We start from the raw sequence: 15,205 nt of genomic DNA, 5'->3' as shown, positions 1-15,205 counted from the left end.
TATTTAGAAATAATATTAGCCACATATGAAAACGCTTTCTTTAAATACCCCTTTTAACCACGTGAGTTTAGGAGGAATTAGATGAATGAATGTCAATTACATACGTTCCTTACCATAGCCAAATATAAGAGTTATTCAAAAGCTGCAGTAGCCCTTAATGTCACACAACCAACTGTTACCTCACGAATAAAAGCTTTGGAAGATATCCTGCAATGTCAACTATTTAAAAGAATAGGTCATGAAATCTTTTTAACAGAAGAAGGGAAGATGTTCATAGATTACGCCAAAAATATTCTAATCTATATTAATCATTCCAAAGAAATTCCAAACCTGTTAAAAGATCCGGTCATAAAAGTTGGCTTCTCTCCTGGATATTCCCATTCATTTATTGTTGAGCTATTAAAAACGATTCAATCGATAGGGAATATAGATATTCAAGTGATCGAAGGGTATGATTCAGTCAGTTTAAATGAAAAAGCCCTATCAGGAGATGTAGACTTAATCTTTACCAGACAACCTCTCTCAAATAACCCTGACATCATTTCAGAATACTTATTTGACAACAACCTGGTGGTTGTTCTGCCAAAGAAACACCGGCTATGTCATAAACAATCCCTTCATGTAACAGACTTAAAAGGGGAAACAATCATAAGTTATAGAAGAAATTCATCATTATGGAGGTTAATTGATAAACAGCTCATTGGCGCCCAAAACGTCACCCGCATGGATGTTGATAATAACGAAATGCTGTTAAATGCTGTTGCCAATGATATAGGGATTGGAATTATACCCAAATTGGGAATTGATAAACGGTATAAAGGGGAGGTGGAAATCCGGGAAATCGATGAGATTTATAGTATTCCCAATCAAGTCTATGTCCAATATCGAATTAATTCCCGTATTGAAAGTCTGGCAAAAAAGATTATATACTCCATCATCAATCATAAATATACCGAAATCCTTTAACACGTAGGAGACCATATTGATATACTTTTTAGTAAAAAAATAATAAGCCCCTATTTCATACCTTGGATGAAATAGGGGCTTATTAAAGTTCAATGCAGTCATTTTCCTAATTCTTTCGCACTTGTACCTCCAATGGACCAATGTGTCTTTGGCACTTCATTCACAAGGACACGTACATTTTCCTTAGGAGCATCCAGTGACTCACTGACAATATCGGTGACATTCTTCATCAACGTTTGAATTTTATTAGAATCTCTTCCTTCCATTAATTGTATGTTGATAATCGGCAAGTCGGTTCACCTCCTCTAAAAAATTCTATTATTCTTGCACAAAAAATGAGACTTCACCTAATCCCCCATAAGTAACTTGTACTAAATCACCTGGAGATAGACGGACGGCGGCTGTGACACCACCCGTTAAAATCGGCTGCCCCGCTTGTACTTTTTCTCCCTTTTTACTTAACATATGAGCTAGTCTTGAAACAGAATTAGCAGGGTTCCCAAGAACAGCAGCTCCAGCCCCCAAAGATTGAATTTCTCCATTTATAGACAACGTCACACCAACAACATCAAGTTCTAATTCTTCCGGTTTTCTAAAGTAAGTTCCAAACACGGCACCTGCTGCAGATGTATTATCTGCAATAACATCCGGTAGCGTAAAATTGAAATTCTCATATCGGCTGTCAATAATCTCTATTGCTGGAAATACATATTCTGTAGCTCGCAGTACATCAAGAGCTGTCGTATTTGGTCCTTCTAAATCCCTAGATAAAATAAAGCCAATTTCAGGTTCCACTTTAGGATGAATATAATCCGATAGGGAAATGGAATCTCCCTCTTCGACAACCATATCGTCAAATACATATCCATAGATAGGATCATCCACATTCATCTGTTTCATTTTAGCTTCACTAGTGATTCCCATTTTTGGGCCAATGATTTGGCCCCCCTCTTTAATTTTTTTGCGAATCAGCTCAGCTTGGACGAGGTACGCCTCATCAATGGAAAGTTCCGGATATAAATCGGCTGTAATTTTTGTTATTTCCTGTCTTTCTTTTTCTGCATAATGCACATAACTAGCAAGCTCATTAATTAGATTTGTCTCCATCATTTGCCCCCTCTTCCCCTTTGAATGAAACGTGTACTTCACCTAGCTCAGCAAATTTTGCGTGAAAATGGTCCCCAGGTTCGGCGGCTATGGCAGCTGATAGTGCTCCAGAAAGAACAATTTCACCCGCTTTTAATGTGATGCCATAGATTGACAGCTTATTGGCCAGCCAGGCCACACATTTTACAGGGTCCCCCAGGGCTGCTGCCCCAACACCTGTGTTTAGTAATTCATCATTTTTATAAAGGGCCATCCCTACTTGCTTTAGATTTACATCACCAATTTTTTTAGGTCTTCCTCCGAGGATATACATCCCGGAGGAGGCATTATCGGCCACTGTGTCAGCTAATGTAATATTCCAATCTTTAATACGACTGTCTACAATTTCAAGTGCAGGGACAATAACATCGGTTGCCTTTAAAACATCAAATGTCGTTATATTTGGCCCGGCTAAATCATCTTTTAATATAAACGCAATTTCACCTTCTACCCTCGGCTGTAAAACTTGCTTAAAGGAGATCTCTCCCCTGTTCTTACACTCCATTTGATCTAGTAAATGTCCATAGTCGGGTTCGTTGACACCTAAAGAATTCTGCATGGCTTTTGATGTCAGTCCGATTTTCTTCCCTGTAATCCTCTGCCCGTTTCTCACGTTTTGTTCTATAGTGCATAACTGAACCTGGTAGGCTTCGTCAATGGAGAGCTCAGGGTCCAGCTCTGTGATAGGTTGAACCCCTTCTCCTTTACTCCAGGCATCAGCTAAATGTTTAGCATAAGTTTCCCTTTTCGTTGAGAATTCCGTTTTCATTGCCATCCCCCTACATTTTTAACGTAATATTTGTTAATTCGGAGTAGAAATCAAAACTATGAGCTCCACCTTCACGGCCGATACCACTATGTTTCATTCCTCCGAATGGTGTACGTAAGTCACGGAGGAACCATGTGTTCACCCAGACCATGCCAGCTTCAATTTGTCCGCTGAAACGGGTGGCACGCTTAATATCACTTGTCCATAGACTTGCACTTAAACCATAGTGTGTATCATTAACTTGTTCGAGTACTTCGTCCTCTGTATCAAAAGGAACAACAGTAACGACCGGACCGAAGATTTCTTCACGTACACACCTCGAATCGCTTCCTAATCCCGTAATGATCGTTGGTTCTACGAAGAACCCTTTATCTAATCCTTCCGTAGCCTTACCACCCGTCAAAAATGTACCGCCTTCTTCTTTTGCAATACCCAAATAACTGATTACTTTGCTATAGTGTTCTTCGCTGACTAATGCCCCGACGTTTGTATCTGGGTCAAAAGGATCTCCAACTTTAAGTTCTTTTGTTCTCGCTACAAATCGTTCAAGGAACTCATCGTACGCCGAACGCTCCACATAAATCCTTGAACCACACAAACAAACTTCACCTTGATTAATGAAGCTGGATTTAATCGTAGTTTCAATCACATCGTCCATTTCTGCATCTGCAAAGATGACATTCGGATTTTTACCCCCAAGTTCAAAGGACAATTTCTTCAATGTTGGAGCAGCAGCCTTCATAATCGTTGATCCTGTGACCGTTTCACCCGTAAAGGCAATTGCATCAACGTCCTCATGAGAAGATAGAGCAGCTCCTGTTTCACCAAAGCCATGAACCATATTGACCACACCATCCGGCACCCCGGCATCCTTACAAATTTGAGCCAGCACAGTTGCTGTCATTGGAGTCACTTCAGATGGCTTCATTACGGCTGTATTTCCCGCTGCAAGAGCAGGAGCCAGCTTCCAAGTCATCAGGAATAATGGCAAATTCCATGGGTTAATGAGACCCACCACTCCAACTGGACGGCGAACAGCATAATGAATGGCTATATCATCTTGTTGGTAAGCCTCGGTCCCGACTGAAGTCATATAATCAGCGAAAAAATAGAAGTTATTAGCCGCCCGGTCAATATCCACATTATTAGAAAGCCATAATGGTTTGCCTGTATCTAAAGATTCAAGCTCAGCGAGTTCCTCTTTTCTCTCCAAGATCAAATCACCAATTTTACGTATAATATTGGATCTTTTTTTTAAAGGCATGCCGCCCCATTCACCATTAAGTGCCTTTCTGGCAGCACGTACCGCCTGGTCAACTTCTTCTTTCCCTCCTTCTGCAACCGTTCCTAATACTTCCTCAGTTGCTGGATTAACATTTTTAAACGATTTTCCACTGTTTGACTTTACATAGCCGCCATCAATGTAATGAGAGCAATCAATCGCTTTGGTTTTAGTCGTTTGCATAGTATAGAAATCCTCCTTAATTTTCCGGAAACTATTTATAGTTCCCGAGGTTTTGGTAACCAATCCCTTATATTTATTGAAATCCCTTTCAACACAAGTCCATTATAGGTACAATTAAAATTTTGAAAAAGGCAGCCGTTCCTCTATATGCAACAAAAATGAAATAATTAAATTTTCACTCAATTACCATTTATATATCGTCCAAAATTACCTATAATTAATGTGTATACTGACGATCAACTGCTCTATTTTGGCGTTCCTTTATACAGAACGATATTTAAGAGAGGTGGAAATATGACTAAAAATAAAAAACAACCCCAAACCCTTTCCTCGGTTAAAAATGCATTACTTATCTTAAAAAGCTTTACTACATTTGAGCCCACCAAAAAGGTGAGCGAACTAGCCGAATCTTTAAATCTAGCTAAAAGTACAGTCAGCCGATTACTATCAACCCTTGCTAGTGAAGGGTTTGTAATAAAAGATCAAAAAACCAATGCCTACCGATTAGGAATCTCTGTTCTCACACTAGGCGGGATTGTTACTAACAACCTGGAAATTCACAAAGAATCTGCACCTGTTCTATATAAGCTAGTCAATGATACTGGTGAAACGGCTCATTTAGCGATCCTTGATGGACTTGATACCATATATATCCATAAAGAGGAGTGTCATCACCCTGTTCGAATCTTGACGCATGTCGGGCGGCGGAACCCCTCCTACTGTACAAGTTCAGGGAAAGTACTGCTTGCTTTTAGTGAAGGAGATATTGTGGAGGATGTCATTAAACAAGGGTTGGTTTCCTATACAGAGAACAGCATCACCGATCCAGATTTACTCCGACAAGAACTATGTACTATACGAGAGAAGGGATATGCAGTCAGTACAGAGGAGTTAACAGAAGGAACTAAATCAGTCGCTGCACCGATTCGGGATTATAAGGGGAAAGTAGTCAGCGCCATTACCGTAGTCGGACCTATCCAGCGCATGAAGGAATACAAAATTCCTGATGTTGCCAAAAAAGTTATGGAAGCTGGAAAAGAGGCATCTGAACGAATGGGGTATGATGAAAAGTATTTTAGGCGTTTTTAAGAAATTAAAGTACCCATTACGTTTATACACCTATTCGTTAGGTTCTATTTAAAGATTATTCCACATCTACTAACCTACGATATTGAGTAAGATATTCGGTAAATGAGGGCTTCGCCATAGGCATAAAAAGCTTGGATCAGTAGGTATAATTATACTTCTAGAAAAAAAGAGAAGGCACTCTTTCCTAAATGTATGCTCCAACAGCAAATACATTTTAAAAGAGGCCTTCTCCTGATAAGCGTTATTTAGTTGCTGTGCCTGCATCAGCCGGATGTACTCCATGACGATAGAAGTCGGCATGAATAGGATCCAGCGGTTTACGTCCAAGGATAAGGTCTGCAGCCTTTTCCGCCAACATCAACACAGGTGCATGGATATTGCCGTTTGTAACGTAAGGCATGGCAGATGCATCGACCACTCGTACATTGTCGAGCCCGTGAACTTTCATGGACTGCGGATCTACGACAGCCATTGGATCTGATTTAGGCCCCATTTTCGCGGTACAAGAAGGGTGAAGGGCCGTCTCAGCATCTTCTTTCACCCATTCCAAAATTTCCTCGTCTGTTTGAACAGTAGGACCAGGTGAGATTTCACCTGCATTGTAAGGCTTCATAGCAGGTTGAGACATGATCTTCCGGGTGACTCTTATCGCTTCCACCCATTCGCGCCGGTCCTGTTCAGTAGAAAGGTAGTTGTAGACCATGCTTGGATGCTCTTTAGGATCTTTTGAACGAATCTTCAATGATCCTCTGGCATCAGAATACATGGGCCCGACATGAACTTGGAATCCATGATCAGTTGGCGCTTTTTGTCCATCGTAACGTACGGCAACCGGAAGGAAGTGGTACATTAAATTCGGGTAGTCGACGTCCTCGTTTGAACGGACGAAACCTCCCCCTTCGAAATGATTAGTCGCTGCCGGCCCAGTGCGTCCGAACATCCACTGCAAACCAATCCAAGGCATGCGCGTTTTATTTAAGTTAGGCTGTTCGGAGACAGGTAACGGACATGCGTGCTGGATGTAAACTTCGAGATGATCCTGGAGGTTTTCTCCTACACCTGGAAGGTTAACAACCGGCTTAATGCCAAGTGAGCGAAGGTGTTCGGCATCTCCTACACCTGACAGTTGAAGTAGCTGTGGCGTGTTGATTGCCCCTCCTGAAAGGATGACTTCCCCTGCATTCACCTGGTGAGTTTGACCGTTTCGTCGGTAAGTCAACCCTTTCGCTCGAGTACCATCGAAATCAATACTCGTAACAAAAGCACGCGTTTTTACCGTTAGGTTTTCACGTTTCATTGCCGGATGTAAATAGGCACGTGATGCTGACAATCGCTGCCCTTTGTATACATGCTTATCAAACGGACCGAACCCTTCCTGACGAAAACCGTTCACATCAGGAGTTCGTGAGTAACCAGCTTGTACACCTGATTCAAAGAATGCTTGAAATAAAGGATTCTTTGCTGGCCCGCGTTCCAATTTGATTGGTCCATCATGGCCGCGAAGCTCATCATCTGGTGAGCCTAAAGCATTTTCCAAGCGTTTGAAATAAGGGAGACAGTGTGCAAAATCCCACGTTCCCATACCTTCGTCGGCTCCCCAACGTTCATAATCCATTGGATTTCCACGTTGATAAATCATCCCGTTGATTGAACTAGAACCTCCAAGGACCTTCCCTCTGGCATGCTTGATACGTCGTCCATTCATATATGGCTCGGGATCAGATTCATATTTCCAATCGTAGAGACTCTTGCCGGCGGGAAATGGCAAAGCTGCCGGCATTTGAATCAATAGATCCCATGAATAATCACTGCGCCCCGCTTCTAAAACAAGAACACTCTTGGTTCCATCTTCACTTAGACGATCGCCGAGTACAGAACCCGCACTACCGCCTCCAACGATAACAATGTCATATGTTTCACTCATGTTTTATTCCTCCTCATGTTGATATTAAAAAGAGGGATGCAAGCAATAGAAAAACATTGCTCAAACACCCTCCCTTATTTATTTAAATCTAGTTCATAGATTTGTGTACTTTAGTAAAATAAATAATAGATGATCAGCTTAGAACCAGTTCAAAGGCTCAGGTTTAAGATTTTGGAAGATATGCTTGGTTTCTGTATATTCTTCAATGCCTAGTTTGCCGAGTTCGCGCCCAATACCTGACTGCTTAAACCCACCCCATGGAGCGTGCGGGAAGTATAAGTTAAATTCATTAATCCAAACCGTACCCATGCGCATCTTCGCTGCACAGCGTTCAGCTTTAGCAATATCATTAGTCCATACGCCACCAGCAAGTCCGTAGATGGAGTCATTAGCAAGCTTAATGGCTTCTTCCTCTGCACAGAATTTCTCAACTGTAATAATGGGACCAAATGCTTCTTCTTGAACAATGCTCATGTCTGTTGTGCAATCTGTGAAAATAGTAGGCAAGTAGAAAAAGCCTTTTTGTAATTCGGGATCTTCCGGGCGTTTACCGCCAACTGCTAAGGTAGCCCCTTCTTCAACCCCTGCTTGTACATATTTTTCTACTTTCGCAAGATGTTCAGCTGAAATAAGCGGCCCCATTTGAGTATCTTCATCAAATCCACTTCCCAGCTTGATTTTTTTCACTCGTTCCACAAGCGCGTTAACGAATTCATCATGAATGCTTTCTTCTACTATCAGCCGTGTCCCAGCAGAACAAATTTGTCCAGCGTGAAAGAATACTCCATTTAATGCTTGATCGACGGCTATCTCAAAATCAGCATCAGCAAAGATGACATTTGGATTTTTCCCGCCAAGCTCAAGAGCAAGATTCTTCACATTCGTACTTGCCGCTTGCATAATCTTCTTCCCTGTCGCAATGCCACCTGTGAAAGAAATAAGATCTACATCCGTGTTACTAGACAGTTCTGCGCCAATTGTATCGCCTGAACCAAGTACTAGGTTAGCAACACCAGCAGGTACTCCTGCCTCTCCTATTAGTTCAAATACTTTTATAGTAGTAAGCGGTGTAATTTCACTTGGCTTCATAATTAAAGTGTTCCCAGTTACAAGCGCCGGAGCCAGTTTCCAGGACGCTTGAAGTAAAGGGTAATTCCAAGGTGTGATTTGCCCACAAACACCAACTGGTTCATGAACCACTTTACTGATAGAGTTTGATACTGGAGAATCGATCAGCTCACCGCCATTTTTATCTGCAAGTTCTGCATAATAACGAAATACTCCAGCGATATCTTCCATATCTCCCCGGCTTTCTTCTACTGTTTTGCCAGTATCCAAAGATTCTAAATGAGCAAGTTCTTCTTTGTCTCTTTCAATCAATTCAGCAATTTTCCTTACGACGGCTCCTCGCTCAGTGGGAGGGGTATGAGCCCATTCCCCATTATCAAACGCTTCTCTTGCTGAAGCGATGGCCGCTTTTGCATCTGATTCATCCCCTTCTGGGACAACGGCAATGACCTCTTGGTTAAATGGATTAATAATATTACGCGTATTCTCCGAATTTGCGCCCACCCATTTACCATTAATGTATTGTTGTAATTTTAAGTCCAATGCTATCAACTCCATTTTTGAAGTATTAAAACCGTTAAGTTTATTAAGAATTTATTTAACAAATAAAACACTAACATGTCTTTTTAGGGCTGTCAAAATATATTCAAAAATAAAGTATAAAGAAGGAAAAATAGCGGGAATAGTTATGATAGGAAAGGAATGGACATGACAATTCGGAAAAAGAACAACTCTTCATTTGACATTTCGTCTGAACACGCTAACATTAAGATCATAATGAAGATTTGAATATTGTTTAACGCGATTTACTTTATATTGAAGGAGAGACCCTATGAGTGAATCTACTGAAAGACCAAAAATCAAAATAGAACAAGCTAAAGATAAAGTCATTGGTGCCATTGCAGAGACCATGGATTTATACGGAGTAACACCAGCTGCTGCAAATTTATATGCCACGATGTACTTTAAAGATCAGATGACACTTGATGAAATGCGTTCAGAACTAGGGATGAGTAAACCGAGTATGAGTACTAGTGTCCGCAGGCTCCAAGAAATAAAAATGGTAAAAAAAACCTTTACCCGCGGTTCTAGGAAACACACCTATGCAGCTGAGAAAAATTTCTTCCGTTCTTTTATGGCCTTTTATTGCCAGATGTGGGAACGCGAAGTGAAAATGAATTTAGAAGCAATCGAGGAAGCGCAAGAAGATTTTATCGAGGTTATAAAAGATTCCAACAGCACGCCCGAGATCGTAGCGGAGGCAAAGGAGCACTATGATCAATTAGAAGAATCTAAAATATACTATCACTGGTTAGATGACTTAGTTGAAAGTATAAGAAACGGTAAAATATTTGAATTCTTACCGAAAGATCAACAAGAGTAAGGGAACAGGTAGTCTATAGAAAGGCAGCTATAGACTACCGCATTACATTTATCCTCTATTTATACATAAAATAGAGCGATATTCTTTTTGCATTTATATTAAATAAATTCTTAATATATTTAATATAGAGAGATTTTGAAGTGAATATACAAAAGGAGCGTTTTATAAATGAAGGAGAAAAAAGAACTCCGTTTTATTTTAGCGATTCTAATGGTTGCTTTACTGACAGCATGCGGAAGCGCTAATGAGACAAACAGTGACCAGGAAGATACAGATTCAGGGGAAAGTGATCAAGCTTTAGCGATCGGCCAAATTAACTGGGCTGAAAATATTGCCGTAACAAATATGTGGAAAGTGATTTTAAAAGATAAAGGTTATGACGTGAAACTAAACAATTTGAACATGGGTAGTACGATGAAGGCGTTAGAAAATAGCGATCTAGATGCTAGTTTAGAAATTTGGTTACCGGTTCAGGATGCAAATTATTTGGAGAAATATCAAGATACGATTAATTTCTCAGATGCGACTTGGTATGACAAGGCTAAAGTAGGGCTGGTAGTTCCAACCTATTTAAAAGAAGTGAACAGCATTGAAGACTTAAACAAACATAAAGAACTGTTCAATAGTGAAATTGTTGGTTTTGACCCTGGTGCAGGTACGATGGAAGTGACAGAACAATCCATTAAGGACTACGATCTTAATTTTGAACTATTACCCAGCTCCGAATCTGCAATGCTAGCGGAAATTGGTGAAGCCGTAAAAAGGGAAGAACCAATTGTAGCACCACTTTGGAGCCCACACTGGGTTTTCTCGAAATATGACTTAAAATTTCTGAAGGACCCGCAAAATACATTCGGGGGTGTAGAAAAAATTCACCATGCTACAAGAAAAGGATTTGAAGAAGATTATCCTGAAGTGAGTGAATGGTTTAAGAACTGGAAAATGGACGACCAACAAATCGGCGAGCTAATTGACTATGTGGAAAATAGTGAAGAGCCTCTTGATGGGGCTGAAAAATGGGTAGAGGAGAACCAGGACCTGGTTGATGAATGGGTAAAATAAAAATAAAGTAAGATATAAAGAGATGGATCTCCCCTTTCATTGAAAAGGGAACCATTTCAGCATGAACACCAACAAGAGGCTATTTTCTTTAAGAGAAAATAGCCTCCTTCGTTTATTTTGGGGAGCGAAACGATATAGATTCCCAATGTTGTTCTATCTCTTTTTTATTGATACACCTTCATCGGCAGATGCATTAAAGACTGACCTGGAGCTGAAGCCGTTAAATTGTTTTCTAAATCAAATGATTCTATGGGTTCGATTCTGGAAAACTTCTGCAAAAATGCTTCCAACGCCACCCTTATTTCTAATCGTGCAAGAGGGGCGCCCAGGCAAAAATGCTGTCCCTTTCCGAATGTCAAATGTTTTTTATTGTTGGAGCGATGAATATTTAGAGTGAAAGGATGATCAAACATCTCTTCATCCATATTGGCAGCGCTCATCCAGGCAACAACGACATCCCCTTTTTTAAGCTCAGGCCCTAATAAATCATTGTCTTGTTTAACGGTACGATCCCTCTTTGAAATCTGAAACCGATAACGAAGCATTTCTTCGACTGCATCCGGAACCAACTCTATATCCTTTCGAAGTTCTTCATATAGAGATTCATCATCATAAAGTAATGAGTAAAACGTATTGGCCAGCGCATGACTAGTTGTTTCAATGCCTGCACCTAAAAGAAACATAGACACTCGTACAATTTCATCATCGGTAAACTTTTCACCATCTACTTCCGCTTTTATTAAGTCAGAGATCACATCTTCCGATGGATTTTTTCGTTTTTCGACAACAATAGGGAAGAGGTATTGGAAATACTCTTTAGCAGCCTCTTGTTTTCGTACCTCAATTTCATCCTCTTTTCCTTTTTCATAAGGTTGAAAGAGAATATCCACCCAGTGTTTAAACTGAGTGCGATCTTTTATAGGGACTCCAAATAATTCCGCAATAACCATCCCAGGTAAAGGAGCTGCCAAAGCTTGAACAATATCAACAGTGGAATTCACTTGTATGTCGTCCACAAGTTCTTTCGCAATTCGTTGGATACGGGGCTCCCAATTTTTCAAACTCCGGGGAGTAAATGCTGCCGACAATAAGGACCGTCTCTTTTTGTGTACGGGAGGGTCGACCATAATGTTTGCATTATCAGGGAGTGTTCCTTCTTTGTTATTCGCTCCTACAGGAATGGCACTCCTATCACCTTCAACCGAAAAAATATCATGATTCGTCAGAACTTGTTTAACGTCCTCATACTTAAAAACATGCCATGTATTCGTCCCCTCATGGAAATAAACAGGGTGAGAACTGAACATTTCTTTATACCAGTGTATCGGGAAAAACTCCTCCGCACGCGTTTCAAAATTTTTCACTTCCTGCAATGAAATGACTTCTTTAGCCATCAAGATACTCTCCTTTAACTTTCAAAATGAAGGGATGATCCCCTATGTGTTCTACTTGTTTTTTATCCCTGTAGGGTGGAGATTTTCCAAAAGTAACCTCTTCTTTTAAGTCATCCAAGTACATTCGATTGAACCTTACTTATTAAATGGCTGGTCAGATACCTTTATGGATTCCGTTGGACACTCTTCAACAGCTTCTTCCAAAAAATCAATGTTCCCTTTAGGTATTGGGATGGACCCCTGATTGTGATCTAATTTCACAAACGCTATCATCTCTTCATCAAGTTCAAAAAGCTCTGGTGCTACAACCTCGCAATTTCCGCACCCAATACATGATTCGCGATGAATGATTGCATATTTCCCCATCGTCACACCTCCGTATTTCTCCAATGGATATGGTATTAGCCACACATCAAAAAGAAGAAAATAAAAAATCCGCTCCGATAAAAGATATCTGGTCCTGTGCTGGGATCAGTGTTTTTAAAATCCGTTTCGCAAATAATTAAAAATCGTGTCTACATATTGTTCGTACGATATAGCCTCAGATGTTTCCGATGCCGACTCGCCTGGTAATGATACATCCAAGCTGCCGTCGTACAAAGGCTGTATAGCCCCATAAACAGCGCCAACAAGAAGATGGATGTGCTCGTTAGAGTAACGACCATGAGATAATTCAGTTAAAATCTGCTGCGCCGATTTTTTCAATCGCTGTAAGGCGCTAAGAATATAGGGGACGAGCGTCGGATTTCGTCTCGAAAGAGACACGAGTTTACGCATTTTCCAAAAATGGTCTGCTGTCATCTGCATCTTCATCATATGGTACAGCATGTCGAGTAAAGGAGTGTTTTCAGACATGTCACCAATCAAATCTTCGGCTTCCTTGGTGGATTTGAAGGTCAGAGCTGCTGTCGCCACCGCTTCTTCCTTGCAGGAAAAGTGGTTTGCGAACGTTCTTCTGGAGTAAACAGCTCGTTGGACAATATCATCGACGGTGAACCCATCCAACCCTCGATCAATGGCAAGTTCGAACGCCGCATCAGCCAACGCATGTCCCGTCGCTTCCTTTTTTAATTCACGTAAGCTTTGTTTGCTCATCATAAAACGCTTATGCGTACACCTTCTTTCCAAATAAAATGGATATATTTTTTGTAAAAGCTTCCACATTTATATGGTTGCAAAATGAGAATTATTGCACAACAGGCAATTTGTAGTGTTTTTGTGAGTATATAAAAACGAGGGCCCCACCAAACGTAGAAGCGGATAATATGTGTCCCTATCCGATCACTTATGGAAACCCTCTAATTATCGAAAGCGAGTGGACAAAAAAATCCTCCTAAAAGTTCAATGAACAAATAAGAGGATTTTTCGATTTAGAATGAGGAATGAATGTTTAATCAATCAAGTCAAAGAATTAGTTAAAGATTGAAACCACTAAAATTATGTGGCCCATTCCTTGATAAAAGTTTTCCATTTAAACTTTTTGCCTTATTTCAGTCGGGTATCGGTAGTTATTTACTGAGTTTATCCGCTCTTGAACATCATTTTTAGGCCCTGGTTCTTTTATAAGGAACGAGGAAATAGAACAAAGGAAGGCAAAGACCCCAATGGTGATAAAGAAAAAGGATGGAAACAGGAGGTTAAGTACGGCCAAGAAACAAACAGATCCAATATTTCCATAGGCGCCAACTATACCTGCAACTTGGCCTGTCTGGCTCTTCTTAACAAGAGGTACCATTGAAAAAACGGATCCGGATGCAGCCTGTCCGACCATGGAGCAGCTCATCGTCAATAGAACGGCAAGTATTAACGGCCAGTCACCTGATAAAGAGGACATGCTAAAATATAAGATAGATAACAGAAGTAACAACATCACCAATATCTTTTTGCGACCGAATCTATCACTTAACCATCCCCCTGCGGGACGCGCAACTAAATTAGTAAATGCAAAGCTGCTGGCAATCATCCCTCCACCTATAGCACCTAAAGCAAAATTCCCTTGAAAAAACATAGGCAGCATTGAAATAACAGCTAACTCAGCACCAAACGTAGAAAAATAGGCAAGACTTAATACACCGACTAGTTTCATCGAATTTTGCTCACCGCTCGGAACTTTTCCATTTAAATACGACCGGTTTGAAATCCAAATTTTGATGACATGGACCAAGTAAAACACCCCAAGGAACGCATATAAGCTAACTGCCCACGCTAAAGATAGCAACATCATACGTTGCAGAGACCATACAAGTAAAGCGACTCCTCCATAGATTGGAAAAATAAGAAACACTAGTATAATAAGGTCAGAATGACTATTTACTCTCATCATCCCAGAAGATGGGGAACGTTTAAATTCCTTTCCAGGGGGAGCATCGGCCACTTTTCTATAAAAAATCAATCCATAGATCAAAGCAAGAAGGCCAGTTAGAGCAATCGCATATCTCCAACCACTCTCTCCTCCGAAAATCAAGGCAAGCAAAGGAAGGGAAAAAGAAGCCATAGCCGACCCAAAATTCCCCCACCCTGCATAAATTCCCTGAACAAGCCCCATGCTCTTTTGAGGAAACCATTCCGAAATCATTCGAATACCTATAACAAAGCTCGCCCCAATGCTCCCCAACAAGAGACGAGAAAGGAGCAGTTGTTCATATGAATTTCCAAAAGCAAAGACAAAACACGGAATACTCATAACCATTAGCAAGGAAGAAAATACTTTTGTAGGACCAAATCGATCTACCCATTGCCCCATAATGATTCTGGCAGGTATAGCTAAACCCAGATTAACCAGCATCAATACCCCTATTTCATCTTTGCTAATACCCATTTGTTTCATTATGGTAGAATTAAAGGGAGCCATGTTGAACCATACCATTACACTTACAAAGAATGCCAATGTTGACATGATCAGTATGTGTCGATTTCCTTCATACGATTTTCCCATGCT

Annotated in this window: 14 protein-coding genes; 4 read left to right on the top strand and 10 right to left on the bottom strand. The window is 40.6% G+C overall.

The window, feature by feature from the left end; genetic code table 11:
• Positions 1-81 precede the first annotated feature (81 nt).
• Positions 82-966 carry a LysR family transcriptional regulator gene (locus tag BLW54_RS16080; RefSeq protein ID WP_074735851.1) on the top strand — a complete coding sequence of 295 codons (885 nt, stop codon included), beginning with the start codon at positions 82-84 and terminating at the stop codon, positions 964-966.
• A 98-nt stretch (positions 967-1,064) separates the two neighbouring features.
• Here the strand turns inward: BLW54_RS16080 and BLW54_RS16075 are convergent, their stop codons facing one another.
• Genes BLW54_RS16075 through BLW54_RS16060 form a run of 4 tightly spaced genes read right to left on the bottom strand, consistent with a single transcriptional unit; the run spans position 1,065 to position 4,346 of the window.
• A complete protein-coding gene (locus tag BLW54_RS16075) occupies positions 1,065-1,256 on the bottom strand; it encodes a 4-oxalocrotonate tautomerase (protein WP_074735849.1) in 192 nt (63 codons plus the stop codon).
• A gap of 28 nt (positions 1,257-1,284) precedes the next feature.
• Positions 1,285-2,073 (bottom strand): 2-keto-4-pentenoate hydratase, encoded by a 789-nt coding sequence (locus tag BLW54_RS16070; protein ID WP_074735847.1) that lies wholly within the window; start codon positions 2,071-2,073, stop codon positions 1,285-1,287.
• Positions 2,054-2,881: a 2-keto-4-pentenoate hydratase gene (locus BLW54_RS16065; RefSeq protein ID WP_074735845.1), complete on the bottom strand. Its 828-nt coding sequence runs from the start codon at positions 2,879-2,881 to the stop codon at positions 2,054-2,056. The genes BLW54_RS16070 and BLW54_RS16065 overlap by 20 nt, the downstream gene beginning before the upstream one ends.
• Before the next feature lie 10 nt (positions 2,882-2,891).
• A complete protein-coding gene (locus BLW54_RS16060; protein ID WP_074735843.1) occupies positions 2,892-4,346 on the bottom strand; it encodes an aldehyde dehydrogenase in 1,455 nt (484 codons plus the stop codon).
• 294 nt (positions 4,347-4,640) lie between these two features.
• Between BLW54_RS16060 and BLW54_RS16055 the strand changes: the two genes are divergently transcribed.
• Positions 4,641-5,435 carry an IclR family transcriptional regulator gene (locus BLW54_RS16055; RefSeq protein WP_074735841.1) on the top strand — a complete coding sequence of 265 codons (795 nt, stop codon included), beginning with the start codon at positions 4,641-4,643 and terminating at the stop codon, positions 5,433-5,435.
• A 241-nt stretch (positions 5,436-5,676) separates the two neighbouring features.
• On the opposite strand, the gene betA is transcribed toward BLW54_RS16055, so the two are convergent.
• Both betA and betB read right to left on the bottom strand, forming a co-directional pair.
• Positions 5,677-7,359, bottom strand: a complete 1,683-nt coding sequence (betA, locus tag BLW54_RS16050; RefSeq protein WP_035508148.1) for a choline dehydrogenase — start codon at positions 7,357-7,359, stop codon at positions 5,677-5,679.
• 138 nt (positions 7,360-7,497) lie between these two features.
• Positions 7,498-8,985 carry a betaine-aldehyde dehydrogenase gene (gene betB, locus BLW54_RS16045; protein ID WP_244153534.1) on the bottom strand — a complete coding sequence of 496 codons (1,488 nt, stop codon included), beginning with the start codon at positions 8,983-8,985 and terminating at the stop codon, positions 7,498-7,500.
• Between the two features lie 274 nt (positions 8,986-9,259).
• Here betB and cudC point away from each other — a divergent pair, with 274 nt between their 5' ends.
• Both cudC and BLW54_RS16035 read left to right on the top strand, forming a co-directional pair.
• Positions 9,260-9,811: a choline uptake/conversion transcriptional regulator CudC gene (cudC, locus tag BLW54_RS16040; protein ID WP_074735837.1), complete on the top strand. Its 552-nt coding sequence runs from the start codon at positions 9,260-9,262 to the stop codon at positions 9,809-9,811.
• A gap of 168 nt (positions 9,812-9,979) precedes the next feature.
• Positions 9,980-10,873 carry a glycine betaine ABC transporter substrate-binding protein gene (locus BLW54_RS16035; RefSeq protein ID WP_074735835.1) on the top strand — a complete coding sequence of 298 codons (894 nt, stop codon included), beginning with the start codon at positions 9,980-9,982 and terminating at the stop codon, positions 10,871-10,873.
• A gap of 164 nt (positions 10,874-11,037) precedes the next feature.
• Here BLW54_RS16035 and BLW54_RS16030 read toward each other — a convergent pair whose 3' ends face one another.
• The 4 genes from BLW54_RS16030 to BLW54_RS16015 all read right to left on the bottom strand — a co-directional run bounded on the left by BLW54_RS16030 (position 11,038) and on the right by BLW54_RS16015 (position 15,202).
• A complete protein-coding gene (locus tag BLW54_RS16030; protein ID WP_074735833.1) occupies positions 11,038-12,267 on the bottom strand; it encodes a cytochrome P450 in 1,230 nt (409 codons plus the stop codon).
• Between the two features lie 135 nt (positions 12,268-12,402).
• Complete coding sequence (locus tag BLW54_RS16025) at positions 12,403-12,633, bottom strand: ferredoxin (protein WP_074735831.1); 231 nt, start codon at positions 12,631-12,633, stop codon at positions 12,403-12,405.
• A 114-nt stretch (positions 12,634-12,747) separates the two neighbouring features.
• The gene (locus tag BLW54_RS16020; RefSeq protein WP_244153533.1) at positions 12,748-13,365 is read right to left on the bottom strand and encodes a TetR/AcrR family transcriptional regulator; all 618 of its coding nucleotides are present in this window, start codon (positions 13,363-13,365) and stop codon (positions 12,748-12,750) included.
• A gap of 373 nt (positions 13,366-13,738) precedes the next feature.
• The gene (locus tag BLW54_RS16015; protein ID WP_074735829.1) at positions 13,739-15,202 is read right to left on the bottom strand and encodes an MFS transporter; all 1,464 of its coding nucleotides are present in this window, start codon (positions 15,200-15,202) and stop codon (positions 13,739-13,741) included.
• Positions 15,203-15,205 lie beyond the last annotated feature (3 nt).

It is taken from the genome of Halobacillus karajensis (genome assembly GCF_900108515.1).
GTDB classification, from domain to species: Bacteria; Bacillota; Bacilli; order Bacillales; family Halobacillaceae; genus Halobacillus; species Halobacillus karajensis.
Note: the sequence above shows the minus strand (reverse complement) of the source record. Positions and strands in the feature narration are given on the sequence as shown.

Coding starts and splice junctions, on each gene's coding strand:
- BLW54_RS16080 (WP_074735851.1), top strand. CDS start 82: ATGAATGAATGTCAATTACATACGTTCCTTACCATAGCCAAATATAAG.
- BLW54_RS16070 (WP_074735847.1), bottom strand. CDS start 2,073: ATGGAGACAAATCTAATTAATGAGCTTGCTAGTTATGTGCATTATGCA.
- BLW54_RS16065 (WP_074735845.1), bottom strand. CDS start 2,881: ATGAAAACGGAATTCTCAACGAAAAGGGAAACTTATGCTAAACATTTA.
- BLW54_RS16060 (WP_074735843.1), bottom strand. CDS start 4,346: ATGCAAACGACTAAAACCAAAGCGATTGATTGCTCTCATTACATTGAT.
- BLW54_RS16055 (WP_074735841.1), top strand. CDS start 4,641: ATGACTAAAAATAAAAAACAACCCCAAACCCTTTCCTCGGTTAAAAAT.
- betA (WP_035508148.1), bottom strand. CDS start 7,359: ATGAGTGAAACATATGACATTGTTATCGTTGGAGGCGGTAGTGCGGGT.
- betB (WP_244153534.1), bottom strand. CDS start 8,985: ATGGAGTTGATAGCATTGGACTTAAAATTACAACAATACATTAATGGT.
- cudC (WP_074735837.1), top strand. CDS start 9,260: ATGAGTGAATCTACTGAAAGACCAAAAATCAAAATAGAACAAGCTAAA.
- BLW54_RS16035 (WP_074735835.1), top strand. CDS start 9,980: ATGAAGGAGAAAAAAGAACTCCGTTTTATTTTAGCGATTCTAATGGTT.
- BLW54_RS16030 (WP_074735833.1), bottom strand. CDS start 12,267: ATGGCTAAAGAAGTCATTTCATTGCAGGAAGTGAAAAATTTTGAAACG.
- BLW54_RS16025 (WP_074735831.1), bottom strand. CDS start 12,633: ATGGGGAAATATGCAATCATTCATCGCGAATCATGTATTGGGTGCGGA.
- BLW54_RS16020 (WP_244153533.1), bottom strand. CDS start 13,365: ATGATGAGCAAACAAAGCTTACGTGAATTAAAAAAGGAAGCGACGGGA.
- BLW54_RS16015 (WP_074735829.1), bottom strand. CDS start 15,202: ATGGGAAAATCGTATGAAGGAAATCGACACATACTGATCATGTCAACA.